At 65.9% G+C, this 25,427-nt stretch carries 22 protein-coding genes; 8 read left to right on the plus strand and 14 right to left on the minus strand.

Going from position 1 to position 25,427, the window contains the following annotated elements; genetic code table 11:
• The first annotated feature begins 205 nt into the window (after nucleotides 1-205).
• Genes RT688_RS00130 through RT688_RS00150 form a run of 5 tightly spaced genes read left to right on the plus strand, consistent with a single transcriptional unit; the run spans nucleotide 206 to nucleotide 7,255 of the window.
• Nucleotides 206-817: a response regulator gene (locus RT688_RS00130; protein ID WP_313702822.1), complete on the plus strand. Its 612-nt coding sequence runs from the start codon at nucleotides 206-208 to the stop codon at nucleotides 815-817.
• The gene (locus RT688_RS00135) at nucleotides 805-1,206 is read left to right on the plus strand and encodes a response regulator (RefSeq protein WP_313702823.1); all 402 of its coding nucleotides are present in this window, start codon (nucleotides 805-807) and stop codon (nucleotides 1,204-1,206) included. Before RT688_RS00130 ends, RT688_RS00135 begins: the two co-directional genes overlap by 13 nt.
• Nucleotides 1,207-1,215: 9 nt before the next feature.
• Nucleotides 1,216-3,429 (plus strand): EAL domain-containing protein, encoded by a 2,214-nt coding sequence (locus RT688_RS00140; RefSeq protein WP_313702824.1) that lies wholly within the window; start codon nucleotides 1,216-1,218, stop codon nucleotides 3,427-3,429.
• Nucleotides 3,426-4,610, plus strand: a complete 1,185-nt coding sequence (locus RT688_RS00145) for an ABC transporter substrate-binding protein (protein WP_313702825.1) — start codon at nucleotides 3,426-3,428, stop codon at nucleotides 4,608-4,610. The genes RT688_RS00140 and RT688_RS00145 overlap by 4 nt, the downstream gene beginning before the upstream one ends.
• 5 nt (nucleotides 4,611-4,615) lie before the next feature.
• Nucleotides 4,616-7,255: an ATP-binding protein gene (locus RT688_RS00150; protein ID WP_313702826.1), complete on the plus strand. Its 2,640-nt coding sequence runs from the start codon at nucleotides 4,616-4,618 to the stop codon at nucleotides 7,253-7,255.
• 32 nt (nucleotides 7,256-7,287) lie between these two features.
• On the opposite strand, the gene RT688_RS00155 is transcribed toward RT688_RS00150, so the two are convergent.
• On the minus strand, nucleotides 7,288-8,769 hold the full coding sequence (locus RT688_RS00155) for a sensor domain-containing diguanylate cyclase (protein ID WP_313702827.1): 1,482 nt from the start codon (nucleotides 8,767-8,769) through the stop codon (nucleotides 7,288-7,290).
• A 668-nt stretch (nucleotides 8,770-9,437) separates the two neighbouring features.
• Here RT688_RS00155 and RT688_RS00160 point away from each other — a divergent pair.
• Nucleotides 9,438-10,208: a GIN domain-containing protein gene (locus RT688_RS00160; RefSeq protein ID WP_313702828.1), complete on the plus strand. Its 771-nt coding sequence runs from the start codon at nucleotides 9,438-9,440 to the stop codon at nucleotides 10,206-10,208.
• Nucleotides 10,209-10,361: 153 nt separating this feature from the next.
• On the opposite strand, the gene RT688_RS00165 is transcribed toward RT688_RS00160, so the two are convergent.
• The 12 genes from RT688_RS00165 to RT688_RS00220 form a co-directional block, all read right to left on the minus strand.
• On the minus strand, nucleotides 10,362-10,673 hold the full coding sequence (locus RT688_RS00165; protein ID WP_313702829.1) for a BON domain-containing protein: 312 nt from the start codon (nucleotides 10,671-10,673) through the stop codon (nucleotides 10,362-10,364).
• Between the two features lie 96 nt (nucleotides 10,674-10,769).
• Nucleotides 10,770-11,876 carry a LytR C-terminal domain-containing protein gene (locus RT688_RS00170; RefSeq protein ID WP_313702830.1) on the minus strand — a complete coding sequence of 369 codons (1,107 nt, stop codon included), beginning with the start codon at nucleotides 11,874-11,876 and terminating at the stop codon, nucleotides 10,770-10,772.
• A 16-nt stretch (nucleotides 11,877-11,892) separates the two neighbouring features.
• Nucleotides 11,893-12,828, minus strand: coding sequence for a type II secretion system F family protein (locus RT688_RS00175; RefSeq protein WP_313702831.1), 936 nt, complete (start codon nucleotides 12,826-12,828; stop codon nucleotides 11,893-11,895).
• A 9-nt stretch (nucleotides 12,829-12,837) separates the two neighbouring features.
• The gene (locus RT688_RS00180; protein WP_313702832.1) at nucleotides 12,838-13,815 is read right to left on the minus strand and encodes a type II secretion system F family protein; all 978 of its coding nucleotides are present in this window, start codon (nucleotides 13,813-13,815) and stop codon (nucleotides 12,838-12,840) included.
• Between the two features lie 33 nt (nucleotides 13,816-13,848).
• Nucleotides 13,849-15,195 (minus strand): CpaF family protein, encoded by a 1,347-nt coding sequence (locus RT688_RS00185; RefSeq protein ID WP_313702833.1) that lies wholly within the window; start codon nucleotides 15,193-15,195, stop codon nucleotides 13,849-13,851.
• A gap of 11 nt (nucleotides 15,196-15,206) precedes the next feature.
• A complete protein-coding gene (locus RT688_RS00190; RefSeq protein WP_313702834.1) occupies nucleotides 15,207-16,382 on the minus strand; it encodes an AAA family ATPase in 1,176 nt (391 codons plus the stop codon).
• Nucleotides 16,383-16,471: 89 nt separating this feature from the next.
• On the minus strand, nucleotides 16,472-16,744 hold the full coding sequence (locus tag RT688_RS00195; RefSeq protein ID WP_313702835.1) for a hypothetical protein: 273 nt from the start codon (nucleotides 16,742-16,744) through the stop codon (nucleotides 16,472-16,474).
• 9 nt (nucleotides 16,745-16,753) lie between these two features.
• A complete protein-coding gene (locus RT688_RS00200; RefSeq protein WP_313702837.1) occupies nucleotides 16,754-18,268 on the minus strand; it encodes a type II and III secretion system protein family protein in 1,515 nt (504 codons plus the stop codon).
• Nucleotides 18,269-18,292: 24 nt separating this feature from the next.
• Nucleotides 18,293-19,156 (minus strand): Flp pilus assembly protein CpaB, encoded by an 864-nt coding sequence (cpaB, locus tag RT688_RS00205; protein ID WP_313702838.1) that lies wholly within the window; start codon nucleotides 19,154-19,156, stop codon nucleotides 18,293-18,295.
• Nucleotides 19,153-20,559, minus strand: a complete 1,407-nt coding sequence (locus RT688_RS00210) for an ATP-binding protein (RefSeq protein ID WP_313702839.1) — start codon at nucleotides 20,557-20,559, stop codon at nucleotides 19,153-19,155. Before RT688_RS00210 ends, cpaB begins: the two co-directional genes overlap by 4 nt.
• Before the next feature lie 100 nt (nucleotides 20,560-20,659).
• Nucleotides 20,660-21,208, minus strand: coding sequence for a prepilin peptidase (locus tag RT688_RS00215; RefSeq protein ID WP_313702840.1), 549 nt, complete (start codon nucleotides 21,206-21,208; stop codon nucleotides 20,660-20,662).
• A 64-nt stretch (nucleotides 21,209-21,272) separates the two neighbouring features.
• Nucleotides 21,273-21,458 (minus strand): Flp family type IVb pilin, encoded by a 186-nt coding sequence (locus RT688_RS00220; protein WP_313702841.1) that lies wholly within the window; start codon nucleotides 21,456-21,458, stop codon nucleotides 21,273-21,275.
• Nucleotides 21,459-21,816: 358 nt separating this feature from the next.
• Here RT688_RS00220 and RT688_RS00225 point away from each other — a divergent pair, with 358 nt between their 5' ends.
• Entirely contained in the window at nucleotides 21,817-22,857 is a 1,041-nt protein-coding gene (locus tag RT688_RS00225; protein ID WP_313702842.1) for a GGDEF domain-containing protein, read from the plus strand.
• A gap of 115 nt (nucleotides 22,858-22,972) precedes the next feature.
• Here RT688_RS00225 and RT688_RS00230 read toward each other — a convergent pair whose 3' ends face one another.
• On the minus strand, nucleotides 22,973-24,193 hold the full coding sequence (locus RT688_RS00230) for an HD-GYP domain-containing protein (RefSeq protein ID WP_313702844.1): 1,221 nt from the start codon (nucleotides 24,191-24,193) through the stop codon (nucleotides 22,973-22,975).
• A gap of 122 nt (nucleotides 24,194-24,315) precedes the next feature.
• On the opposite strand from RT688_RS00230, the gene RT688_RS00235 reads away from it, so the two are divergent.
• Complete coding sequence (locus RT688_RS00235; RefSeq protein WP_313702846.1) at nucleotides 24,316-25,248, plus strand: LysR substrate-binding domain-containing protein; 933 nt, start codon at nucleotides 24,316-24,318, stop codon at nucleotides 25,246-25,248.
• Nucleotides 25,249-25,427 lie beyond the last annotated feature (179 nt).

The following is a 25,427-nucleotide window of genomic DNA, read 5'->3' on the forward strand; positions in this document are numbered from 1 at the left end:
CCAGCGGGATGGCGCATGCGCGTCAAACAGCAGCATGGGAGCGGGTTTCGTCCTGGTATGCACGTGTCCGGACAAACAAGGGTCACGACCGTCCCGACGAAACGACAAGAGAATGCATTTTTTGCGATATCAATAAATCAAAATTGCAATAAATGATATTAAATGATAGCATCTTCCCATCAGGAAAAAAATATTTCTTATATTTATGCCTCTCACCACCAAAATTGCATTCTGCACAACACGTGAAGCGGCCGAGTTGCTCGGCGTATCACTGCGAACGACCCAGATGTGGGTCGAAAGCGGCTTGCTGGAGGCATGGAAGACCGACGGAGGCCATCGGCGCATCATGCGCAGCTCCGTCGAAAAACTGCTTTCAAGACAAAATACTCCTGGACTCCCAAGCCCCGTCATGCCTAGCGAGCGCTTGAAAATCTTGGTCGTCGAAGACGATAACGCCTTGTTGAAGCTATACAAGCTGCGTATCGCGGGATGGGATTTCCCCGTGGACCTGTCGATGGCGGCGAATGGCTATGAAGGCCTGATGCGTATCGGCCGAGAAAGCCCGGACCTGCTCATCCTCGACCTGCGCATGCCGGGCATGGACGGTTTCCAGATGCTGCAGGCGCTGGCCGTCTCCCCTCTGCGGGAAGGCATGGAGATTGTCGTCGTCACGGGCTTGGGTCCGGACGAGATCGCTGACCGCGGCGGCTTGCCGCGCGGCGTGACGCTCCTTCCCAAGCCGGTGCCTTTCGCGCAGTTGCGCGAGCTTGCAGAAGGCCTCCTGGCCCAACGGGAGGCGGTGGAATGTTCGACCTGAGTATGGTGCAACCCTCGCCCGCCAAAAAAGTACTGGTCGTCGACGACCAGGCAGTGTTGCGCCGCCTGATCTCCCTCACGCTGCATCGCAGGTTTGACGTGCGCGAAGCATCCGACTGCGCCGAGGCCATGACTGGGATCGCGCAAGACCAACCGGACGCCGTGATTCTCGACGTAATGATGCCGGGCGAGATGGATGGGTTCGAGCTCTGCAGGCGCATCAAGCACTCTCCCGAGCTCAACGGCATCCATGTCGTCCTGGTGACGGCGCGCGGCCAGGAAAGCGACATCGCCCACGGCAAGAGCGCTGGCGCGGACGCGTATTTCGTCAAGCCGTTCAGTCCTTTGGCCCTGATTTCGCATCTTGAGCACGCCCTTGGTGCCGAGTGAGTGACCACCATGACAAGCATCCACGTTGATAATGCGTTGGCGGGATCGTCCTTTGTCTCCGACAGCGGCAGCGAGCTGTCGATTGCCGGCCTGAAGGAGCAACTGGCCCGTTACGCCGAGGACTTCGGCATGCTGGCGGCCGAGTTCCGCCTGCTGCGCAGCCGGCAGGCGCACGAAAGCCCGGAGAGCGAGATCGCTTCGCGCATCCAGGGCGCCTTTGCGGACATGGTGCGCACACTGAGCAGCTTCGGTTTCGTCGTGATCGACCAGGAAGGCGTCATCACCCACGCGACTTTGCAGGCCGAAAAACTGTTCGGCCTCGAAACGCGGACCTTGATCGGCGCGCGCCTGACGGAGCTCATCAAGGCTTCAGCCGGACGCCCGCTGGCGCAGGAACTGTTCGACCTGGCTTCGGGCCAGCGGGGGCGCATCGAAAAGCTGGCCGTGCACGCCGTGCGCGGCTCGCATGCGATGCTGTTCCTGCACGCCTTGCGTGCCGAACCGCCTTCCTCGGAATCGCTCCTGTGCCTGTTGCGTCCCGCCGCCGCCACCGAAGTCGAACGTCCGGTCCAGCAGTTGCTTCTGGCCGATGTCTTTGCCGGGACGAGCGATGCCTGGATGGTGGCGAACCACATGCGGCGCATCATCGGCGTGAACGCGGGGTTTACCGCCACCACCGGCTACGAGGCGAGCGAAGTCGTCGGCCGCACGCCGCACGTCCTCAGTTCCGGCCGCCATGGGCCGGAGTTTTATGCGCAGATGTGGCAGACGATCGATGCCGAGGGCGAATGGCAGGGAGAAATCTGCAACCGCCGGCGTAACGGCGAACTATACGAGGAGTGGCTGCACATCAGCGCCTACCGGGACCGGGCTGGGCAAGTCTGCGGCTACGTCGCCTTGTTCTATGACCTGATGTTTGCACGCAAGGCCTACGAGAGAATCGACTATCTGGTGCATACGGACGCGCTGACAAAACTGCCCAACAGGGCATTGTTCCTGGACCGGCTGGCGCAGGCGGTCCAGCGCGCGCGCGACCAGCGCCAGCCCTTCGCCATCCTGGCAATCGACATCGACCATTTCAGGGAAGTCAACGATACGCTCGGCCATGATGTCGGCGACCACATCCTGGTCACGGTGGCGCTTGCCCTGCAGCGGGTCGCAGGCGCGGAGATGCTGGTGGCCAGGCTGGGCGGCGACGAATTCATCGTCCTGGCGATGGGAAATGACTGTGCCAGGATGACCACGCTGATCGCCGCCCTGCGCGCCGGCCTTGCCAGCCCGGCCGTCCATGCCGGCCGTGAGTTATACGTGTCGCTCAGTGCCGGCATCGCGGCCTTTCCCGACCATGGAGGCAGCGCGAGCACGCTGCTGCGCAATGCCGAGATCGCCCTCGACACGGCCAAGCGCAATGGCGGCAACTGCACCCAGATCTACGAAGACGAGCTGAGCCGGCGCCGCATGGCGCGTTTTTCGCTCACCAGTGCACTTCGCCAGGCGCTTGAAAAGCAACAACTGCACCTGGTGTACCAACCGCAGGTGGCAGCCGCAACCGGCGCCATCACGGGTGTCGAAGCCCTGCTGCGCTGGAGCATCCCGGGACAGAAAGATATCTCCCCGGCGGAGTTCATTCCGCTCGCGGAAGAAACCGGCCTGATCGTGCCCATCGGCGCCTGGGTGCTCGAACAGGCTTGCCTGCAGCAGGTGGCTTGGCGCAAGCGCGGCCTGCGGCCGGTTCGTGTCGCCGTCAATATCGCCGGCAGGCAGTTGCGCGAGCCCGGCTTCGGAGCGCAGGTCGCGGCCGTGGTCGAGCGCTGCGGCGCCGATCCGCGCTACCTGGAAATCGAAGTCACCGAGAGCGAACTCATGGATGAAGTGGACAATGCCGCGGAAGTGCTGGTGCAGCTGCGCGCCAGCGGCATCGGCATTGCGGTCGACGACTTCGGCACCGGCCACTCCAGCCTGGGCCGCCTGCATCACCTGGCGATCGATCGCCTGAAGATCGACCGCTCCTTCGTGTTCGCGATGGGGGGCGACGAGCGCAGCTCGGCCATTCCGCGCACCATCCTGACACTGGCGGCCTCGCTCGGCCTGGAAGTCGTTGCCGAGGGCGTGGAAACCGAAGCCCAAGCCGCAATGCTGCGCGAATGGGGCTGCCAGGAATTGCAGGGCTACCTGTTTTCGCGGCCGGTCCACGCCGATCAGATCGCTGCAATGCTGGCATGAAGCGCCGCGCCGCCCTGCCCTGGCTGGCCCTGTGCGCCCTGCCGTTCGCCCCCACCTGGGCCGCGGCGCGTCCGCCACGGCCGGTGACGGTCGCGCTGACGGCCGAATTCGGACTGGTCCACAGCACCTCGGCCCAGGCGATCGAGCAGGGCATCCGGCTCGCCATCGCCGAGATCAATGCCGGCGGCGGCGTACTCGGCAACCGCATGCTGAACCTGATCACGCGGGACGACCGCTCGATTCCCGCCCGCGCCATCGGGAACTTCCAGGAATTCCTGCAGCTTCCCGACCTGGTGGCCGTGTTCGGCGGCAAGTTCTCCCCCGTGCTGCTGGAACTCGAACCATTTGCCAGGCGCGCCAACGTGCCGCTGCTGGCGCCCTGGTCGGCGGCCAACGATGTGACGGCCGATCATGGCAAGCCATCGGTCGTGTTCCGCCTGGCCGTCACCGACAACTGGGCAATGCAGGCGATGAGCCGTTTCCTGACCGGCCGGAAGGCGGTGCGCACCATCGGCTTGCTGGTGCCGAACACGGCATGGGGCCGCAGCAGCGCCGAGGCCCTGCGCCGGTTCGCGCAGCGCGCCTCCTTTCCCTTTCACATCCAGTGGTACAGCTGGGGCGAGCAGACCCTGCTGCCGCAGTACTGGGCCTTGCGCGATGCCGGGGCAAGCGGCGTCATCCTTGTCGCCAACGAGCACGAGGCGGCGCTGCTGCTGCGCGAGATCGCCACGTTGCCGCCAGCGCAACGCATGCCGGTCGCGGCGCATTCCGGGGTCACGGGCGGCGACCTGTTCGCCATGGCGGGCCCGGCCATCGCGCAGGTCGACCTGAGCATCGTGCAGAGCTTCACGTTCGATGGCGAACTGTCGCCCGTGCGCCAACGCGTGCTGCGCGCCGTGTCCGCGGCGCCAGGAAAAGTTGCGGTCGAACGGGTGTCTTCAGCCGGCTTTGCGCATGCCTACGACCTCATGCACCTGCTTGGAAAAGCGATCGACCTGGCCGGCACCACCGACCGCACGCGCGTGCGCCAGGCGCTCGAACGCATCGACACGCATGCCGGCCTCGTCAAGCGCTATGTCCGGCCATTCGCACAAGGACGGCGCGACGCGCTGGACGCCGACGATGTGTTCATGGCCCGATTCACCAGGGACGGCCGCCTGGTCAAGCAAGAAGCAAGATGATGCGAATGTGTTTGAACACGATGCGGCGCGCACGCGCTGCGGCGTCGACATGGCTGCGCCGCCGTTTCGACAGTTCCGGGCTGGCCGGGCGCATCGGTATTCGCGCCCTGTCCCTGCTGTCCATCGTGCTGGTCACGGGCGGCGCGGCATCGTTTGCGGTCACCGCCCTGCTCATCAAGGAGCAGGTCGAGGCGAGCCTGCGCCATGACGCCCAACTGGCTGCCCAGCGGGTTGAGCTGGAAATCGGCAATGTGTATAGCCACGTCCTCGCCATGGCGCAAAACCCTTTGGTGAGCAACAGCTTGACCGATACAAGCTCAGGCAGGCAAGAATACCTGGCGCCCTTTCTCCAGAGCGATGTGCTGGTCCGGCGCGGCGCTACGCTGGCCTTGCTGGACTATGCCGGCGCCCCGGTCGGCTTGGCGCAGCACGCCGCCGCGGATGTCGAGGTGCCGCCTTCGAAAATCACGCAGATCATGGAGGGCGGCGTCGCATCGGCGGAGCTGATTCGTCGCGATGGCCAGGGCCCCTACCAGCTGCAGATCCTGATCCCGGTCGTGTATCCAGCCTCGGCCCGGGCCGAGGGCGTGTTGCTGATGCAGGCGGACCTGGAGCAACTGGTGACCCTGTCGCCGCGTGACGAGACGCGGCCGATGCCCTATCACCTGCAATTGGTCGATGCCGGCGGCGTGCTGATCGGCGACGGCTCGCGCAGCAGCTTGTTGAAGGTGCACTATCCGGTCCACCTGGGCGGCCCGTTCAGCAACAGCGAGCTGGCGCTGGAAGCGGGGATCGCGGCGGGCAGCTTGCTGCGTCCGCTGAGCCTCTGGCTGGCCGGCTACTCCCTGGTCGGCATCGCCGTGCTGGTGCCGATCCTGTTCGTGGTACGGCGCATGGCGCGCACCTTGACCGCGCCGCTCGAGAAACTGACTTCCCGCGTCGACGGCATTCGCGACAGCGGCCGCCTCGACTTCACCTGGCATTACCCGGTGGAGGATGAAATCGGCCGCCTCGGGCGCTCGTTCGCGTCGATGGTCGGCCGCCTCGCGCAGATCCAGGAAGAGCTCGAACAGCGCGTCGAAGAGCGCACGCGCGAGCTGAGCGAGTCGAGGAACCAGCTGCGCTACATGCTGGACTTTGCCCAATCCACACTGGACGGACTGACGGCCCATATCTGCGTACTCGACGCCGATGGTTTCATCTTGTCCGTCAACAAGTCGTGGCGCGAGTTCGGCAGCGCCAACGGCGCCGCTCCCGAGGCGATCGGCACCGGCGTCAACTATCTCGAGATATGCAGCCAGGCCCAGGGCGCTCCAGGCGCAGCCGCCGTGGCCGAGGGCGTGCGCGCGGTCCTGCGCGGCGAATCGCACCTGTTCGAAACCGAGTATGCCTGCCATGCCCCGGCGCAGCCGCGCTGGTACCGGCTACGCGTCAGCCGCCTGCGCGGCGGCATCGGCGGCGTCGTCATCGCCCACGAGAACATTACGGCGACCAAGATCGCTGAGGCAGCATTGCAGGACAGGAACGACCAGCTCGACACCATGTTGTCGTCCAGCCCGACCGGCTTGTTGTCGATCGACCATCATGGCATGGTGCGGTTTGTCAACGCGGCCTTCTCCCGCATGACGGGGATTGCGCCCGAGGCGATCCTGGACCAGCCCGAGGAAAGACTGGACGCCTGCCTGCGCGGAATCATCGAGGAGCCTGCCGAATACCCGGGGCTTGCCGCCTTCTGTTCCGCCTCGCAGCAGGTCCCCGGCAACCCGGCGCTCCACCTGCTCACGCTTTCCCTGCCGCGCCATGGCGTATTGGCGATAACCGGGGTGACCAGCAAGGCACATACCGCGCGCAAACTTTTCTATTTTCGGGACGTGACGCACGAGATGGAGATCGATCGCATGAAGAGCGACTTCCTGGCCACGGCGGCACATGAACTGCGCACGCCGATGGCGAGCATTTATGGGTTCACCGAACTGTTGCTGGCGGACGAATTCGAGGCCGAGGTCCGGCGCGACCTGCTCGGCACCATTCATGAGCAAACCGAACGACTCGTGAAAATCATCAATGAGCTGCTCGATCTCGCGCGCATCGAGGCCCGGAGAGGCAAGGATTTCCGCTACGGACGTGTGCTGCCGGTCGCGCTGGTGGAGCGGGCGCTGGCCGCGCTGGCGGCCGATCCCGCACGCTGGCCGGTCGACGTGCTGCATCCTGAGCAATCGGTGGAAGTATGGGGCGATCCGGACAAGCTGTGCCAGGCGCTCCTGAACGTCGTGTCGAATGCCGTCAAGTACTCCCCGCATGGCGGCCCGATCCGTGTGCGCATCGAGAACGGGACAGGCAAGCACAGCGGCCAAGTGGGCGTGGCGGTCCGCGACGCCGGCATCGGCATGTCGAAAGCGCATACCGAGAGGATCTTCGAGCGCTTTTTCCGGGCCGATGCCTCAGGCAAGATACCGGGTACGGGCCTGGGCATGGCCATCGTCAAGGAAATCATCGATCTGCACCATGGATCCATCACCGTCGAGTCCGAGCTCGGCAAGGGTACCGAAATCGTCCTGTGGCTGCCGGCCGCGCCGGTGCCTGTTGCCGACAAGCCGGCACAAGCGCCGCCCTCGTCTACTCTGGCGGGCGCCGAGGCCAGGTAGGGCTGCGGCAGGGGCGCGATAGCCCCGGCCGATCAGGCTGCCGCCTCGGCTTCTGTTTTCATCAGAGAACTCAAAATGATCTGATTCTCGCCAGCCGCTTTTGCTTGATACATGGCTTCGTCGGCAGCATGGAGCAATTCCTGGACGCCGCGCCCGTTCTCGGGATAACTCGCGATCCCGACGCTGGCGCCGGCTTGGACCGTTGCGGTGTCGAGCACCAGGGGAACGGCAAGCTTTTCCAGGATCTTGCTTGCGACACGCACGGCGTTGGCCGCCCCGGTACCGATCAGGACGACGGCAAACTCGTCCCCACCGAGCCGCGCCGCAAAATCGGATTCGCGCAGGCTGCGGCGCAGTTGCATGGCCACATGCACCAGCAGCCGGTCGCCGGCAGCATGGCCATACTGGTCATTGACAGGCTTGAAGCGGTTCAAGTCGATGTAGAGCAGGCTCAGGCTGGTCTTGTTGCGTTCCGCAAGCGACACCTGCTGTCCAATAATTTCGTGGAACAGGACGCGGTTGGGCAATCCGGTCAGACTGTCATGGGTGGCCTGGTAACGTGTCTGCGCCAACATTTCGGATGCACGCATCAGCGCTTTGCCCACCTGGTCCGCCTCGACCAGCGGCAGTGGCGGCACCGTCACCACTTTTCCGCTTCCCAAGGCGGCCGCTGGCGAGACCAGGGCCGAAATTGCCGCGACAATCCGGTTTCCCAGCAGCCTGGTCGCCAGCAGCCCGGCCAGGAACACGACGCCGATGACGGTGAACAGACTCGACAAGGCTTGGCGCAGCTGTCCATCGATATATTGGGTGGGAACCCCGATGACCACGGTCCAGCCCGTTCTTTCGGAACGCTTGAAGACGGAATAGGTGGGCACGCCATCCGGTGTCATGCCGTCGAACCTGCCCTCGTCGCTTTCCGCCATCGCGTGCTTGAGCTCCGCCGTGGCAGGCTGCCCTACATAGGAACGTGGACTGCCGATACGGCTGACGATGACGCCGTTGCGGTCGACAACTGCCGAGAGCCACTGCGAAGGCAGTTTCTGCTGCCGTAGCATGGTCTCGAAAATGTCAGGCGACATGCCGGCGCTCAGGCCGTACAAGGTCTGGCCGGAGCGGCGCACCGGTACGGCCACCGCGATCACCGGACGGCCCGCGACTTTTCCCTTGAACAGGTTGGAGACGATGGCGGTGTTCCCCACCCTGAAATCGTGCACCCGGATCTGCGAACCGTTTTCCGGCAAGGTCTCGCCCAGCGGTTTCAACGTATTCATCAGTTGCAAGCCGTTCGCATCGGTCAGGACGATGTTGGCGACCTTCTGGGTCAGCAGCGCCTCCTTGGCCTGCCAGTAGAAAGCCGACGTATCGCCCGAAGACAAGGAAGGTGAGGTCGACAGGGCCTGCAGCGTCGACTCGACGTTCGAGAAATGCTGATCGACGAGGTGCGAAATCGTGCGCGCCATCGTTAGAGAGTTCTCGATTAACTGCAGTTTGCTCTGGTGGTAGGAATACATCAGCAGCCCCACCCCAACTATAGAGGCTGGCACCAGGCATACTGCCATCATGATTGCCAGGCTGGACCTGATCGAAAGCCGAAGAGTCATTGGAGCGAACAAAACAGGAAGCTTCTATCACCGGAAAACATGTCCACGGCACTCCACAGTTAAACTGCTGCGCACCTCGCAAGGACGACAAAATGAACGGTGAACCAGCCAGTCTGAAGAAACTGATAATCTTGCATTATAGCTTATGAAAATCAACAAATGATGGTTTCTGGAAACACATAGATGTAGACGGAAACGCTTATTTATTACAGGTTTTACAGCTTCCTCAGCGCGCCGGGTCAAAGCGAAAACACATCTTGAACAACCCGCGCTTCGCGCCTGGAACCCCGCTTCGCCTTTTGCCTTCCTTGCGGGCAGCGCCGCTGTTTCATCACCGACCCGGCGCATGTCCTGCACCGGCGTGCTGTAACTGGTCCATGAATACGAAAGCTGGGTGACGGTGGTCGGCGCCAAGCTACCGCTGAGCGCACGCTGCACCGCTGGCTGCGCTGTACCGTCTGCTTCGGCTGGAATTTCCAACGCTTCACTCCGCGTATCTTACGGTCCGTCGCACGACCCCGCCGCGGCAGGGCGACGACGTATAGAGTGCAGCCATCCACACACGCACGGAGACGACCATGAACAAACTGCTCGGCGCCACCCTGGTGGCTTCCACTTTGGCGCTCGGCGCCGGCACGGCTTGCGCCGCCGATGTGATCCGCGAGGCGCGCGCTGTCGATGCCCGTGTCACCCGCGTCAAACTCGACGGCGTGGTCGACCTGGTCCTGCGCCAGGGCGCCAAGCCTGCGCTCGTGATCTCGGGCGAACGCGAGGACGTGGCGCGCGTGACGACGCGCCAGCACGGCGAGACGCTGGAGATCGATACCGAAAAACGCAGCAACGACAGGCGCGGCAGCAAGGAGCCGAAGCTGCGCGCCGAGCTGACCGTGCCGAACCTGGCCGAGTTCGTGTCCGAAGGCGTGGGCGCGAGCACGGTCAGCGGTTTCGGCGGCGAGCGCATCGTGCTGGCGCTCGACGGCGCCGGCACGGTCACCCTCAACGGGAATTACCGGAATGTCGATGCGCGCCTGGGCGGCGTCGGCAGCATGACGATCGACGCCGGCCGTGCCGAGCGCATGGACCTGGCGCTGCGCGGCGCCGGCCAGCTGGCCGTGGCGGGCCAGACGAAGACGCTGCGCGCCACGCTGGCGGGCGTGGGCAACCTCGACGCCGAGAAGCTGCGCGCCGACGTCGTCGACCTCGACATGAGCGGCCTCGGCGGCGCGACCGTGTACGCCGGCTCGGCGGCGAACCTGAACCTCAGCGGCATGGGGTCGGCCACGGTGTACGGCAAGCCGGCGCAGCGCAGGGCCACGACCGAGGGCCTGGGCAAGGTCAGCTGGCGCTGAAGCGGCGATCGCGGCAGGAGGCGCAGTGGTGCCGGCGCACGCATGAGGCGGCGCCGGCTGCCTGCCGGGGCAGGCGCGCCGTCGCGGCGGCGCCTACTTGACGACCGCCTACTTGACGACCGCCTACTTGACGACCGCTTACTTGATGACCGCTTACTTGATGACCGTATTGTTGCGCACTTCCTTCACGCCCTTGACGTCGCGGGCAAGCTGCACGGCCTTCTGGGCGCTTTCGCGCGATTCGACGAAGCCGCTCAGCTGTACCGTTCCCTTGAAGGTCTCGACCTGCACTTCGGTGGCCTTGACAGTGGGATCGGCAGCGAAGGCGGCCTTCACCTTGCTGGTGATGACGGCATCGTCGATGTATTCGCCGGTGCCCTCGCTGGTGGCCGTCGGCGCGCAGGCTGTGAGGGACACTGCGGCGGCGGCGACGAGGATGGTGATGAAACGCTGTGCAATTTTCATGGCAACGCTCCCTTCAAACGAGACGGTATCGTCCCATTTCGGGTGCGCCTGTCGACGCGATTCGATACGGAACAACAGTGCCGGGTGTATGCGGCCTCAAGGCGTCTTCATGAGTGACGCGATCGCAACAGCCGATGTGGCGCCGGGCGCGGCGGGCCGTAATGCAAGCTTGCCGTCCACCAGATCCTTGCCGATGACCAGGCGCAGGTCGGCCGGCCTGGTGCTTTCGACCTGGACCACGGCCACGCCATCGAAGCGTGCGGCCAGATGCTCGGCCGCGTCGCGATAAGCGGCCTGGTGCTCGATGCGGGTGCGGCGCACGTTGAAGCCTTGCTCGTTGCTCAGCCGTGTGACGCGCACGCCATCGCCGCCGACCTGGCGCGACAGTGCGCGCGCCATGCCGGTCACCCCATTTCCATTGCGAATTTCGAGCAATACGGGCGCCGAACCGCCGGGTGATGGCGGTGGCGCCGGCGGCAGGTTGCCCGGCATTTCCCGGGCCAGTGCCTGGGCCAGTGCGCGCTGCGACGGAATGCGGCGCACCGTCAGGATGCCGTCGGCGCCCGTGAGCACCTGGGTTACGGCCCATTCGGGGTCGGGCCGCGGCGCCTCGACCGCGGCCTGGATCGCGCTCACCGCGCTGCCGCCGGCGGCCGCGTAATCGCTGCGGAAATCGTGCTCGCGCAGCGCGCTGGCCTGGCGGAACATCAGCCCGGCGCGCGCGTCCTGCCCCAGCCGGCGTAAGGTCTCGCCGAGGTTTTCCCAGGCGCGGTGGTTCAGTGGATCGAGCAGGCAAGCCTTTTCCAGTGCGGCGACGGCCTGTTGATAGTCGCCGCCGAGCAGATAGGCGTAGCCCAGGTTGGCGAACAGGTAGGCGTTGGCGGGGCCGGACGACAGCGTCAGGTCCGCGGTCAGTTCGCGCCAGATCGGAATGGCCTGGGCGTAATCGCCCTGGCGCGCATAGGCGGCCGCCAGGGCATTGCGGGCCCGCACATGGCGCGGATCGGCGGCGAGCGCCGCGCGGTAGGCCTGGACCGCTTCGTCGTAGCGGCCGGCAAGGTGGTGCGCGCGGCCCTGGCTGTAGGCGCTGTCGGCATCCGGCCCTGGCTGGGCGTCCGGCTGGCGCGCGACGTCGGCGCAGGCCAGCAACAGCATGCCGGCGCCCAGTATCGACATTTTCTTGAGAATCCTGCGTGTTTTCATGACCATCCCCTGTAATTCAACGTGTGGCAACGGCGGCAAGCGTCCGGCTGAGCTGCATCGCTGCCGGCCCCAGCAATACCATCAGCAGCGTCGGAAAGATGCAAAAGATGAGCGGGAACAGGAGCTTGAGGCCGATCTTGGCGGCGCACTCCTCGGCCATCGTGCGCCGCTTGTTGCGCAGGTTTTCCGAATACACGCGCAGCGAGTCGCCCACGCTGGTGCCGAAACGCTCGGACTGGATCAGCATCGCCACCAGCGTATCGACGTCGTCGACGCCGCTGCGCAATGCGAAGTTACGCAGCGCCTTTTCCTTGGTGAAGCCGGCACGCATTTCCATCAGCACGATCTGCAATTCCTGGGCCAGCGTGACGCTTTTGATGTGAATCTCGCCGGCCACCTTGACGAAGGCGCGCTCCAGGCTCAGGCCAGCCTCGACGCAGACGGTCAGCAAGTCGAGCGCATCGGGCAGGGTTTCGAAGATCTCGCGCTTGCGCCGGCTTGCGAGGCGGTGCAGCGCCATGTTCGGCGAGTAATAGCCGACCGTGGCGCTAAGCAGCAGCAGGAACATCAGCTTGCCGCCCGAGAGCACGATCACCGAGAATGCCACCAGCGTCCCGACAATGGCCGGCCCGAGCAGCGCCAGCACCGTCTTCGATGCGAAGAACAGGGTCGGCGCCACCGGATTGCGCCAGCCGGCGTTCATGAAGCGCGTGCGCAGCGCCGATTTTTCCCACCCCTCCTCGGGAATCGACAGCTTGGTCAGCGGCTGGCTGACCTTGGCCACCTTCTCGACCCAGCCGTTCGACTCGAGCTGGGTGGTTTCCGACTTGCCGACGGAGCGGCGCAGCCTGGCGCGCAGGGCCTCCGGCGCGAACAAGGCCATCGCCAGCCAGGCCAGGGCGCACACGATCGCGAAGACAAGCAGGAGGAAGCATAGTTGGGCGGCATTCATGACGATTCCTCAGATCCGGATGCGGATAATCTTGCGCAGCCAGACGACCCCGAACAGGATCATCCCGGCCGCGTACCACAGCAGGCGCACGCCGGCCGGATCGGTCCACAGCATGCTCACGTATTTCGGATTCACCACCACCAGCACCAGCGTGACCGCGAACGGCAGCAGCCCGAGGATCCAGGCCGACATGCGCCCTTCGGCCGACAGCACCCGCACCTGGGCGGCGAGCTTCAGGCGGTCACGGATGATCTGGCTGATATTGCCGAGGATCTCGGCCAGGTTGCCGCCGGACTCGCGCTGGATCAGCACCGCGATGATCAGGTAGCGCAGGTCGGTCAGCGGGATGCGCGCAGCCATGTTGTGCAGCGCTTCGCCCATCGGCACGCCGTAGTTGATCTCCTCGCGCGCGATGCGGAATTCCCCACTGAGCGGCTCGGGCAGTTCGTTGCCGACGATTTGCAGCACATTGGTGAACGAGTGGCCGGCGCGCAGCGCGCGTGCGATGAAGTCGGCGGCATCGGACAACTGGTGCTCGATGCGGCGCAGGCGCCGGGTGCGTGCGCGCCGCACCAGCATCCAGGGCGTCGCCAGCGCCAGCAGCGCGAGCGCCAGCCGCACCGGCAGCGGCAGCGGCCAGCGCGCCGCCAGCAGCAGGGGAAGCAGCATCGCCGCCAGCGAGCAGCCGATGAAGCGGTCGACCGTCAGCTTGCTGCCGGCCTGCACCAGCAACGCATCGAGACGGTGCGCCGCCGGGATCCGGTGCAGCAGGCGGTCCAGTCCGTCGTGGCTGCTGAAGCGGCGCTGCTTCAGGATCGAGATGCGTTCGCCCGAGCGCCCGGTCCCGCCCGACATCACCTGAAGCCGGCGCGCCACGCGCTGCGCCGCCTTGCCGTGGGTGCTCGACCACCATAGCCAGACGCCCTCGCACAGCAGGATCACGGCGGCGAACAGGAACACGACGAAGCTGTAGAAAAGGAGATCCATTGCACGGCTCCACTGCAGGCGCGGCCTGCCGGTTCATTGGTAGATGCGGTCGGGGTCGAAGGTGTCGTCGGGGATGTCGGCGCCGTACATCTTGAGGCGGTCGGCGAAGCGCGGGCGCACCCCGGTCGCGCTGAAATGGCCGAGCACCTTGCCGTCGCGGTCGACCCCGGTCTGCTCGAAACGGAAGATCTCCTGCATCGAGATGATGTCGCCTTCCATGCCGGTGATTTCCTGGATGCTGACCACCTTGCGGCAGCCGTCGATCAGGCGCGAAGCCTGCACCACCACCGTCACGGCCGAACAGATCTGCTGGCGGATCGCACGCGGCGTCAGGTTCACGCCGGCCATGCCGACCATGTTCTCGAGCCGCGCCAGTGCGTCGCGCGGCGTGTTCGAGTGGATCGTGGCGAGCGAACCTTCGTGGCCGGTGTTCATCGCCTGCAGCATGTCGAGCGCTTCCGGGCCGCGCACCTCGCCCAGGATGATGCGGTCGGGCCGCATGCGCAGCGAGTTCTTCACCAGCGCGCGCTGGGTGACCTCGCCCTTGCCCTCGATGTTCGGCGGGCGCGTCTCCAGGCGCACCACGTGCGGCTGGCGCAGCTGCAGCTCGGCCGCGTCCTCGATGGTGACGATGCGCTCGGTGGCCGGAATGAAGCCCGACAGCAGGTTGAGCAGCGTGGTCTTGCCGCTGCCGGTACCGCCCGAGATCAGGATGTTGATCTTGGCGATGCCCAGTCCCTCCAGCACCTTGATCATCGGCGGCGTCATGCTCTTGTAGTCGAGCAGGTTCTGCACCGTCAGCGGCGTCGCGCCGAAGCGGCGGATCGACAGCAGCGGGCCATCGACCGCCAGCGGCGGGATGATGGCGTTCACGCGCGAACCGTCCGGCAGGCGCGCGTCGACCATCGGGCTCGATTCGTCGACGCGGCGGCCCACGCGCGAGACGATCTTCTCGATGATCTTCATCAGGTGCGCGTTGTCGTGGAAGGACACGTCGGTCAATTCCAGCTTGCCGCGCCGCTCGACATAGACGCGGCTGGCGGTATTGACCAGGATGTCGGAGACGCTCGGGTCGTTCAGGAGCGGCTCGAGCGGGCCGAAGCCGAGCATCTCGTGCTGGATGTCGAGCACCAGGTTGTGGCGCTCGTGCTGGTTGAGGACGATGCGTTCTTCCTCGATGATGCGCTGGATCAGCAGGGCCAACTCGTGCTTGAACTGCTCGGCGGTCAGGCGCTTGAGACGCTCCAGGTCGATCCGGTCGAGGATCATCTGGTGCATCGTCTTCTTGAGCTCCTGGTAGGCACTGTTGCCGGCCTCGGCCGGAAGTACGCCGGAGCGGCGCTCGTCATCGGATACGGACAGGCGTTCACGCAGCGACATGGCTTCTCCTTTCAATAATCGGTATCGCCGCGGCCGAACAGGCGATTGAACAGGCCGCGGCTTTCGGGCGCGCGGCGCGCGGTGACCAGTTCGACCAGGTCGGCCAGGCTGCGCGCCGCCGCGCTCGCGCGCGACAGCTCGAGCACCGGCACGCCCTGGTTGACCGAGTCGGTGACGGCGATGTAATCGTTGGGCACGGTGTGCACGACTTCGCAGCCGAGCGCGGCGTGCAGGTCGGGCAGGCGCAGGCGCCCGCCCTTCTCGTAGCGGTTGACGATCAGGCGGATGCTCTCGTTCGGATAGCCGAGCGAGCGGAAGATGTCGAGCAGGCGGCGGGCGTCGCGGATGTCGGGCAGCGCCAGCTGCAGCACCGGATAGATGGTGTCGGTGCTGTCGAGCGCGCGCAGCGAGACGGCGTCGATCTGGCGCCCGACGTCGAGCACGATGTAGTCGTAGTGCTGGCGCGCCACGCGCAGGATGGCATCCATGTGCTCGGGCTTGGCTTCCTTCGCCTGCGAAGGGTCGTCGGCCGCGGCCAGCACGCCGAAGCCGTGCGTGACGTGCACCAGGCAGGAATCGAGGAAGGGCCCGTCGACGCGGGCGATCTGCTCGCAGACGTCGGACAGGGTCATGGTCGGCTTCTGGTCCGAGACGTACAGCGCGGCGTCGCCGAACTGGCCGTGTAGGTCGATCAGCAGGACCTTCTTCTCGGCCAGCGTCGCCAGCGCATAGCCGAAGTTGGTCGAGATGAAGGTCGCGCCGCTGCCGCCCTTGCAGGCAATAAAGGCCAGCACCTTGCCGTCGCGCAGCTGGGCAACCCCGGCGGCGGTCGCGATGCGGTCCATCGTTTCGTGGAAGGCGCGGTGCACCAGGGGCAGCTGCAGCACTTCGCGCACCCCGGCGCGCATCGCCCGGATCAGGAGTTCCGGACGATGCTCGCTGGTGAGCAGCATGAACTGCGCTTCCGGGTATTGGCGCGCCAGGCGTTCGAGCAAATCGCCGTCCTCGGCGCTGCCGGCGCTGGCGTCGACGATCACCAGGCCCGGCGCGTCGGCCACCGGGCGGTCGAGTGCTTCGCGCATCGACACGCGGCTGGCGGCTACGTTCAGCGGCGGCACGCGTGCCGCGCCCTGTGAGGCGATTTCGGCATACAGCAGACTGTCGCGGCTGATCAAAAGGGCTTTCATGACGATCCTCATCGAGGCTCAGGTTATCGATGGCGGAGGCGGGCGCGCAGGGCGCAACGGACTGGAATGCGGGCGCGGCGGAGCGCTGTTCACTGCCCGGTGCCGAGCGTGTTGACCAGCGACCCGGACTCGGATTGCGGCTGGGCGAACGAACGCTGGTAGCGGGCATGCGCGGCGCGCGCGGCCGGACCGTCGATGCCGGCGGCCGGATTGGCATTCGCCGCGCCGCGCGGATCGATCGTTTGCGCCGCCACGTTGGCGCGCACCGACGCGCCGAACTGGCGGTCGAAGCGCGGCGCGGTCGCGCAGCCCTGTACCAGCAGCAGCGCCGCGACACATGCAATGGTCTTGTAAGTAGCCATGACCTTCTCCTATTTGAGTTCGAAACCGTCGACGCTCTGGGCCGGCGGCGCACTGCGTTCGGGAAGCCTGGCCGCGCCCTCGAGCCGTCCGCCGAGCATCAGGGCGGCGCGCGAAGGCGCATCCACGCCATCGGTCGGCAGCGCGTAGCCGGTGGCGGTGAGCGGTTTGACCAGGCGCGCCGTGATCACGAACACCAGCTCGGTGCGATCCTGCTGGAAGTCGGTGCTGCGAAACAGCGCCCCCAATACCGGCAGCTCGCCGAGCACCGGCACGCCCTTCAGGTTGGTGACGAGGTTGTTCTTGATCAGGCCACCGATGACGAAGCTCTGGCCATCGTACAGCTGGACGGTCGTGCTGGCACGGCGTGTCGTCACCACCGGCAGGACGGCGCCGCCGATCAGACCATTGGTGCTGATGCCGATGCCTTCGCGCGACAGTTCGGATACCTCGGGCGCCACGCGCAGGTTGATGCGGCCGCCGCTGAGCACCGTCGGCGTAAAGCGCAGGCCGACGCCGAATTCCTTTTCTTCGAGCGTGACCTTGTCCCTCTCCTGCGCGACCGGAATATAGAACTTGCCGCCGGCCAGGAAACTGCCTTCCTGGCCGCTGATCGCCATCACGTTCGGCTCGGCCAGCACGCGCACCAGGCTGTCCTTGGTCTCGCTGTCCAGGACGAAGCCCTTGTCGGTGCTGCGGCCGGCGGCCAGCCTGGAAGCGGCGTTCCCGGTCAGGAAATTCGAGACCAGGGCGGCAGCCCAGCTGCCCGAAGTGAAACGCCAGCTGGCGCCGGCCTCGAGCCGCTCCAGCAGGGATTTCGACACCTCGGCGACCTTCACCTCAAGCTGCACCTGCTGCGGTGCGCTGACGCTCAACAGGTTGACCACGCGCAGGTTGGCGGCACTGGCGGCATTTCCCCCGCCGCCGCCGGCCTGGTCGGGGGCCAGCTCTTTCGGCACCGCGCTCATCGGCCGCAGCGGCTTGCGCACATAGGCCAGCGCCAGCTCGGCGGCGCGGGCGGCGGCGGAAGCGTCGGAGACGGTGCCGGTCAGGACCAGCGAGTCGGCCGCCGCCAGCACGCGGATGTCCTTCTCTTCCGGCATGACGGCCGCCAGCGTCGCCTGCAGCGCAGTCGGATCCATGGCCACCGTGATGTCGAGCACGCTGCACAGGCCGCTGCGGCCCTGCACGATCATGTTGGTGGTGCCGACGTCGACCCCGGCGATGTACATCGTATCGGGCGCCACCAACATGGCCTGTACCACGGAAGGGTTGCCGACGCTGCGGTTCTGCACCGACTCCGGCAGGCGCATCAGCGTCGACTTGCCCATCTGGAGCGCGACCTGCGCCGGACGCGCGGCCTCGCCCTTGCAGCGTGGACCGACTTCGGCATGCTCGCCGGCCACGACGGGGGTCTCGGCCTGCGCCACCGGACGCGCCGCCTGGGCGGCGCCCGCCAGCGCCAGCGCCATACCGCTGAGCGCAACGCGGCATGCAAGGCGGGATTGATTGGTACTCGTGTTCATGGTTTCACCTGCACGCGAAGGGGATCAGAAACATTCCTGCGAAGACTGCAGGCCGTTGATGACGCTGACGCAGTTGCGCCGTACCGGCGGCGTGGCGACACGGTGCACGGCCGGCTTGTCGGGGCGGCGCGGCGCGGCGGCCGGCTTGGCCGGCGCCGGCTTGGTCGGGACCGGCTCGACGCCCGGCAGCAGGGTGAGCTTGGTGGCGCCGTCGGTCTGGGCCGATTGCGGATCGACCTGGTTGCGCAGGGCCAGCGACAGGGTGCCGACGCTGCGCGCCAGGTCGAGCTTCTCGGCCTGTTCCGGCGTGACCTCGAGCGTGACGGCATTCACCACGCGCGGCTTGGTCTCGTCGCGGTTGACTTCCTGGGCCACGGCCAGCACCAGGATCCGCTCGAGCACGATCTTCGAGATATCCTGCTCGCGCCCGCCCGCTCCCGGAACCGGATCCTTCTGGGTGCTGACGATGATGTCGACGTAGTTGCCCGGCAGGGTGAAGCCGGCTACGCCGATGACGTCGTTGACGCGCACCGTGATGGCGCGCTTGCCTTCGGTGATCAGGGCCGACAAGCCGCCCAGGGTGCCGCTCGGCGCCAGCTTCGCCTCGCTCACCGGTTCGCCGGCCAGCACGCTGCTCTTGACCACCCGCCCGGCCAGCTTCTGCGGATCGGTGAATACCCCTTTGGGCAGGCTGTCTGCCGGCCACTCCGCCAGCTTGAGCATCTCGGGCGTGAGCCGCTGGCCGAGATTGATGTCGGCCGCGGCGACCACGATGTGGCCGGTGCCGGCGCCCGGCTGCTGCAGCAGCCAGCGCGAAGCCAGCACCACGGCCGTCAGGCCGAACAGGATGGCGACGGCCATCACAATGAGGGCGCGTTTGTTCTTCATGATGCGATTCCTGCAAGGTGGTTCGGGGCCGGGGCGGCGCCGGCGGACATGCTGCTCCAGGCCTGCTCCAGGGCGGCGACCGTCAGGCGCGGCTCGGTGCCGGCGCTGCCGGCGAAGTCGAACAGGCGTCCGAGCAGCTCCTCGGGATGGCAGGCCAGGAGCGGCGTGCCGCTGGCGCGGTGCAGGCGCGCGACCAGGTGGTCGAGCAGCGCTTCATCGCAATCGAGGCGGCGCAGCCGGCACAGGCGCCGCCAGAGCGCGCGGTAGGCCGGTTCGGCCAGCGGCCCGAGCGCGATGCGGTAACCGATGCGGCGCAGCAGGGCGGGATCGAATACGCCGGCCGGCGCCAGGTCGGTGACGAAGACGAGCATGGCCTCGAACGGCATGGTCTCGGCCTGGCCGCCGCCGAGCGTGATGCGCGCCGGGCCGCCGTCGAGGATGCCGAACCAGCGCTTGAGCAGCTCGGGCGCCGGCACCCGCTGGCGCCCGAGGTCGTCGATGACGAAGATGCCGTTGTTCGCCTGCAGGTGCAGGGGCGCCTGGTACACGCCCTGGTCCGCGTCGTAGCGCGGCTCGAGCGCTTCCGGCTCGAGTTCGGCGCCGACATGCACCAGCGGACGCTGGCACACGACCCAGCGCGCATCGCAGCTGCGCCGCTCCTCCTGCTGGCGCGCCAGGGGCAGCGGCGCCGGATGGCGCAGCGGATCATGGAAGCGCACGATGCGGTCCCCGACCAGGATCGCGTAGGGCACCGCCACGGCCCCCGGCAGCAGGCGCGCCAGCTTGCGCGCCAGCGTGCTCTTGCCGCTGCCGCTCGGCCCGTACAACAGCAAGGCGCGCTGTGCATGCAGGGCGGCGCCGAGCAGCGTGCGCTGCTGCGTCTCGAGGCCGTCGTCGGCCAGCACGGCGGCGATGTCGGCCGCACTGGGGCGGCCCGCCCCGGCCTGGCGCAGCGACTGGCGCTCGACCATCGCACGCCAGGCGCCCAGCGTGACCGGCGCCGGGCCGATATAGCGGCACTCGGCCAGGCAGTCGAGCGCGGCGCGCTGGCCGATCGGCGTCAATTGGTACTGGACGTCGATGTCGGATTCGCCGCACCAGGCTACTTCCACGTGCTGCTCGGCCATCAGGCTGGCCAGCACTTCGCGCAGCACGCTGACCGACAGCTTGAGTTTGCCCGCGAGCAGAGGCAAGGGCGCGCGGCCGTTCGCATGCAGGGTCTTGAGCATCAGCGCACAGACCAGGCGTGCATCGAGCCCGGTATCGCTGACGGACTTCGCCTGGCGCGGCAGGATCGCCGCCACCTCCGGCTCGCCCGGCGGCGCCGGCGGCATGCGCCCGGCCATGCCGGCCGACGCCGCGGCGCCGTGCTCGGCCGAGCCAAACGACAGCGTTTCGATCATGGCATTCTCCTCGCAGACAATAAAATATTTCTCTAACGACATTGATTTGATTCTAGCGACGGGCTTCCTGGGCACCCTTGAGATGAAGCAAGCTGGCGGCTCAGCCGTGATAGCGCTGCCCCAGCAGCCATAAGGCACTGAGAGCAATTGCCAGACCGTAGGGCATCGAGCCCGCGCTCTTCAGCCCCGCTCCGTCCGGCACCGGACCGGGGTACAGCCGCGCCTGCCATGGCAGCGGCAGGAGCGCCACCAGCAGCCGGCGCAGATTGATCCAGGCCAGCTGCCAGCGGCGCGTGGCCAGGATCATCAGGAGCGCCATCAGGCCGCCGGCGCACCAGGCCAGGACGCACGCATGCAGGGTTTGCGCGGGGCCAAGGAACAAGCCGACCGTCGCCATCAGCTTGACGTCGCCGGCGGCCATGCCGCGCAGCGCATACAGGGGAATGAACAGGCCGAAGCCGATGGCGGCGCCGGCCAGCGCGCTGCCGGCCGCCCCCGCGGGGGTCGCGCCCGACAGGTGCAGGCCCAGCACGCCGCACCAGGCGGCGAGCAGCAGGAGATTCGGGATCTTTCTGGTCGCCAGGTCGGTGATCGCGGCGGCGACGACGAGAACAAGCAGCATCAAGTCGAGCCAGGTCTGGACGGGCATGAGTGCGCTCCTCAAAAAAAAAAAAAGCCCTCCGGACCGGAGTCCGGAGGGCGAGACCAAGTGATTATTTCAGCGCATTTTCCAGCGTGGTTTTCACGTTGGTGAAGGTCGCTTCGATCTGATCACCCAGCAGCGTGGCCGCACCGGCCATCGCGACACCGACCAGGGCGGCGATCAGGCCATACTCGATGGCAGTCACACCGTCTTCGTCAGCAACGAAAGCTTGGATAGCGGTAAAGATCGTTTTCATGACAAACTCCATATGGTGGTTTATAAGAACAACCCTGAAACGGAGGTGGTTCCCTGACTCGGCTGACGCTGCTTTGTCGTTTCCGTTTCAGTGAGTTCATCATACGTTTTGATGCCGTACGGCAAGTTGACTGCACGCAAGCTTTCCCACAGGAATCATTTACTTGGGGAAATTTTTGAGCGGGCGCAAACGTGGCGTTCGGATGCCACGCAGCATGCTGAAAAGCCGACGAGATTATTGCTGTAAATGCAAAAACAGATTATGCTGTTTCGCTTGCTCTTCGGAAATTTCGACTTCGGTAAGCAAATAGCAGCGTGCCGTGGGCGACGAGTGGGTTGATTACATTTCAGAGAATGACATGGATTCCCTTCTGAAACATATGGTGGACATGACCGGCCACCGCGACCACGCGATGCTCGACGTTTCGGTAATCGCGGCAGTGCAGGAACTGGCCGCCGCCGCGCAGACGCGGGTGTTGTCCGTCTTCACCTTCGGCGGCCTGCCTTACGTCCGGCCGCGCGCCAGCATCGAGGCCGGCGGCCGCGCCCGGATCCATGAACCGCTCGACGGCGCCACCCCGGACTTGCCGTTGACCGCATTGCCCGAACTGGCGGGCTGCCTGGCGGCGCGCGAGACCAGCGCCGAAGCCGTCGCTGCCGACGGCACGCGGACTTTATGGTTGCCGATCTGGTTCGGCGAAAAAGCCGATACCTGTCTCGAGATCGTGCGCGGCGCGCCCTTTCCGGAGCAGACCATCCACATGGTCGCCGGCATCGTCGGCGTCTACCGCAATTTCCAGAACCTGCTCGACTACAGCGAGCGCGATTCGCTCACCGGTCTCCTGAACCGCAAGACCTTCGAGGACCAGTTGGCGCGCATGCTCCAGTGCCCGCACGAGCAGGAGCCGCCGCTGCCGGGCCAGCCCGAGCGGCGCCAGCATCATGCGCAGGAGAAGCAATGGCTGGCGGTGGTCGACGTCGACCATTTCAAGCTCGTCAACGATACCTTCGGCCACCTGTACGGCGACGAGGTGCTGATCCTGATCGCAAACCAGCTGCAGGCCGCGTTTCGCGCCCAGGACCGGGTGTTCCGCTTCGGCGGCGAAGAGTTCGTGGTGCTGCTGCGCTCGACCACGCTGGAAAACGCGCGCCGCATCATCGATCGCTTCCGCGCGAACGTGGAAGCGCATGATTTCCCGCAGGTGGGGCGGGTGACGGTGAGCGTCGGCTTCGTCAGCATCAGCCCCTACGATTCGCCGGTGGTCACGCTCGGCCATGCCGACCAGGCGCTGTACTACGCCAAGACCCACGGCCGCAACCAGGTCTGCCACTACGACGAACTGATCGAGCGCGGCCTGTTGCAGACCGTCGCCTCGAACGACACCGCCGAGTTTTTTTAAGCTCCAGAACGTTTTCGAGCGTTCGACACGACTCTCAGGGCAAGGCGCATCGTCGAAGACAGTACGCTAGTACGGCAAGACGATGCAACGCAGCCATGAGGGTCGTGCCGGACGCTCAGGCGACCAGCAAAAACCGGTTCGGGTCGACCCCCCACTTCTCGGGCGACTCGTGGCGCACGATCTTGTCGCCGCCGCCGAAGCCCAGCGCGCGCGACAGGTCGAGCAGCTCGGGACGGATGTAGGTCTGGCTGCGGGTATTGAAGAACACGTTGACCTTGGGCGTCAGCAGGTTCGATTCGTGCGGCTCGACCACCACGCCCAGGCGGCCCGATTCCAGCATGACCATGGTGCCGACCGGATAAATGCCGACGCAGCGCATGAATTCCTGGGTCAGCGACGGGCTGAAGTGGAACTTGCTCCACTCGTAGATCTTGCGCAGCGCGTCGGCCGCCGACATGCCCTTGTGGTAGCAGCGGTCCGAGGTGATGGCGTCGTAGACGTCGACGATGGCCGCCATCTGCGCCAGTTCGCTGATCTGGCCTTCGGCCTGCCGGTCCGGATAACCGCTGCCGTCGCGCCGCTCGTGGTGGTGCAGCGTGATGTCGAGCGGGATCTGGCCGATCTCCGGGGTCTGGCGCAGGATGTCGTAGCCGTCGCGCGGGTGCTTCCTGATGATCGCGAATTCCTCGTCGGTGAGGCGTCCAGACTTGTTCAGGATGTGGTCCGGCACCAGCGCCTTGCCGGTGTCGTGCAGCAGCCCGCCGATACCGGCCTGGTAGATCGTCTCGTCGTCCATGCCGCGCGAGCGGCAGAACGCCACCAGCAGCGTGCACACGCTCACCGAATGGAGGAAGGTGTAGTCGTCCTTGGTCTTGATGCGCAATAGCCCCAGCAGTGCGCCGGAATTGCGCAGGATCGACTCGGTGATGTTCTGCACCACCGGCGACACATTATCGAGCTCGACCGCCTTGCCCAGGCGTGCGTCCTGCATCACCGTGCGCACCAGGCCGACCGCCTGGCGCCGGATGTTCACCGCGCGCTGCATCTCGTCGGCGAGCGTGGTGCGCGCCGGCTTGACCGGCCTGGCCGCGATTTCCGCGACTTCCTTCTCGGTCTGGGCCTGGGTCTCGGCCAGGGTCGGCGCCTCGGCCACGTCCAGCCCGCGGGAACAGTCGATGACGACGCCGCGGATGCCGGCGTTGACGATCTTGCGGATCTCGTCCTCGCTGGTCAGCACAAACCTGGCACGAACGAAGGGATGTTCCATCCAGCCGCAGTCCAGGTCGTGGATGGCCATGCCCACGCGCAGCCGGGAGGAATCGATTTTCTTGAGCATGCTACGGTCTGACGATGTGTTAATCTCCGCCACCGTGACGGACCATGCAGTATAACAACCTACTTTCCCTACATAAACTTTCTGTCCACTAAGTGTTGCAACCAGGCACAAAATAATTCCTTATGGAACTACGCCAGCTCCGCTATTTCGTGGCCATCGTCGATCACGGCTCGCTCTCGCGCGCCGCGCTGGTGCTGCACGTGGCGCAGCCGGCGCTTACGCAACAGTTGCGCCAGCTGGAAGAAGAACTCGGCGCCCAGCTGCTGCACCGTTCCGCCCACGGCGTGCTCAGTACCGATGCAGGCAAGATTTTTTATGAACACGCCCAGGCCATCCTGAAGCAGGTGCTTGATGCCCGCGCGGCCGTCACGCAGTCGACCACGCGTCCCTCGGGCAGCGTCACGCTCGGGCTGCCGCACAGTATCTCAGGCGCCCTGGCCCTGCCCCTGCTGACCGCCGCGCGCGCCACCTATCCCGAAATCACACTGCAGCTGACCGAGGAAATCTCGGGCAACCTGAACGAACAGCTGAAATCCGGACGGCTGAACCTGGCCGTCCTGTTCGACGACGGCCAGCTGACCGGGTTCGACACCACGCCCCTGGTCGAGGAAGACTTGATGTACATCTGCCGCGCCGGCGCGAGCTGGGTGCCGCCAGGCCCGGCCATCACCCTCGGCGCGGCGCTGGCAAGCACCCTGATCCTGCCGGCCCAGCAGCACGGCGTGCGCCCGCTGATCGAACAGGCCGCCGGCAGCGCCGGGCTGGCGCTGGCCAACATCATCGAGATCAATTCGATCGCGATCCTGAAATCGGCCCTGCTGGCCGACATGGGCGCCACCCTGCTGCCGCTGGCTCCGCTGCGTGCGGAAATCGACAGCGGCGCCCTGATCGCTACGCCGGTGCACAGCCCGGCAATCCGGCGCAAGGTGACCCTCTGTGCCTCGCGCAACATCCCGCTGACGAACGCGGCTTCCGCGATCAGCCGCCTGGTGCGTGAAGTCACCGAAATGCTGTGCACGAATGGGCAATGGCCCGGTGCTCAGCTTCTTGAATAACTGCTATCAGTTTTTCTTATACCCCCATCCCGATTCCGTATTTCCCCTTCCGCCGGCAAGGCCATACACTCCACGCCGACCGATGAACCCCTGCCGGTTCGTCTGCACCATGCGTCGCCGACCGCGACACCCGTCCGCCGCGCCCAGCACCTACCCGGTGCGCCAGCCCGGCGGGACAA

The sequence above is a fragment of the Massilia sp. genome, assembly GCF_032106685.1.
GTDB lineage: Bacteria > Pseudomonadota > Gammaproteobacteria > Burkholderiales > Burkholderiaceae_D > Telluria.

Bases quoted from the DNA above. Each gene is read 5' to 3' on its own strand.
- RT688_RS00130 (WP_313702822.1), top strand. From the start codon at position 206: ATGCCTCTCACCACCAAAATTGCATTCTGCACAACACGTGAAGCGGCC.
- RT688_RS00135 (WP_313702823.1), top strand. From the start codon at position 805: ATGTTCGACCTGAGTATGGTGCAACCCTCGCCCGCCAAAAAAGTACTG.
- RT688_RS00140 (WP_313702824.1), top strand. From the start codon at position 1,216: ATGACAAGCATCCACGTTGATAATGCGTTGGCGGGATCGTCCTTTGTC.
- RT688_RS00145 (WP_313702825.1), top strand. From the start codon at position 3,426: ATGAAGCGCCGCGCCGCCCTGCCCTGGCTGGCCCTGTGCGCCCTGCCG.
- RT688_RS00150 (WP_313702826.1), top strand. From the start codon at position 4,616: ATGTGTTTGAACACGATGCGGCGCGCACGCGCTGCGGCGTCGACATGG.
- RT688_RS00155 (WP_313702827.1), bottom strand. From the start codon at position 8,769: ATGTATTCCTACCACCAGAGCAAACTGCAGTTAATCGAGAACTCTCTA.
- RT688_RS00160 (WP_313702828.1), top strand. From the start codon at position 9,438: ATGAACAAACTGCTCGGCGCCACCCTGGTGGCTTCCACTTTGGCGCTC.
- RT688_RS00165 (WP_313702829.1), bottom strand. From the start codon at position 10,673: ATGAAAATTGCACAGCGTTTCATCACCATCCTCGTCGCCGCCGCCGCA.
- RT688_RS00170 (WP_313702830.1), bottom strand. From the start codon at position 11,876: ATGAAAACACGCAGGATTCTCAAGAAAATGTCGATACTGGGCGCCGGC.
- RT688_RS00175 (WP_313702831.1), bottom strand. From the start codon at position 12,828: ATGAATGCCGCCCAACTATGCTTCCTCCTGCTTGTCTTCGCGATCGTG.
- RT688_RS00180 (WP_313702832.1), bottom strand. From the start codon at position 13,815: ATGGATCTCCTTTTCTACAGCTTCGTCGTGTTCCTGTTCGCCGCCGTG.
- RT688_RS00185 (WP_313702833.1), bottom strand. From the start codon at position 15,195: ATGTCGCTGCGTGAACGCCTGTCCGTATCCGATGACGAGCGCCGCTCC.
- RT688_RS00190 (WP_313702834.1), bottom strand. From the start codon at position 16,382: ATGAAAGCCCTTTTGATCAGCCGCGACAGTCTGCTGTATGCCGAAATC.
- RT688_RS00195 (WP_313702835.1), bottom strand. From the start codon at position 16,744: ATGGCTACTTACAAGACCATTGCATGTGTCGCGGCGCTGCTGCTGGTA.
- RT688_RS00200 (WP_313702837.1), bottom strand. From the start codon at position 18,268: ATGAACACGAGTACCAATCAATCCCGCCTTGCATGCCGCGTTGCGCTC.
- cpaB (WP_313702838.1), bottom strand. From the start codon at position 19,156: ATGAAGAACAAACGCGCCCTCATTGTGATGGCCGTCGCCATCCTGTTC.
- RT688_RS00210 (WP_313702839.1), bottom strand. From the start codon at position 20,559: ATGATCGAAACGCTGTCGTTTGGCTCGGCCGAGCACGGCGCCGCGGCG.
- RT688_RS00215 (WP_313702840.1), bottom strand. From the start codon at position 21,208: ATGCCCGTCCAGACCTGGCTCGACTTGATGCTGCTTGTTCTCGTCGTC.
- RT688_RS00220 (WP_313702841.1), bottom strand. From the start codon at position 21,458: ATGAAAACGATCTTTACCGCTATCCAAGCTTTCGTTGCTGACGAAGAC.
- RT688_RS00225 (WP_313702842.1), top strand. From the start codon at position 21,817: ATGGATTCCCTTCTGAAACATATGGTGGACATGACCGGCCACCGCGAC.
- RT688_RS00230 (WP_313702844.1), bottom strand. From the start codon at position 24,193: ATGCTCAAGAAAATCGATTCCTCCCGGCTGCGCGTGGGCATGGCCATC.
- RT688_RS00235 (WP_313702846.1), top strand. From the start codon at position 24,316: ATGGAACTACGCCAGCTCCGCTATTTCGTGGCCATCGTCGATCACGGC.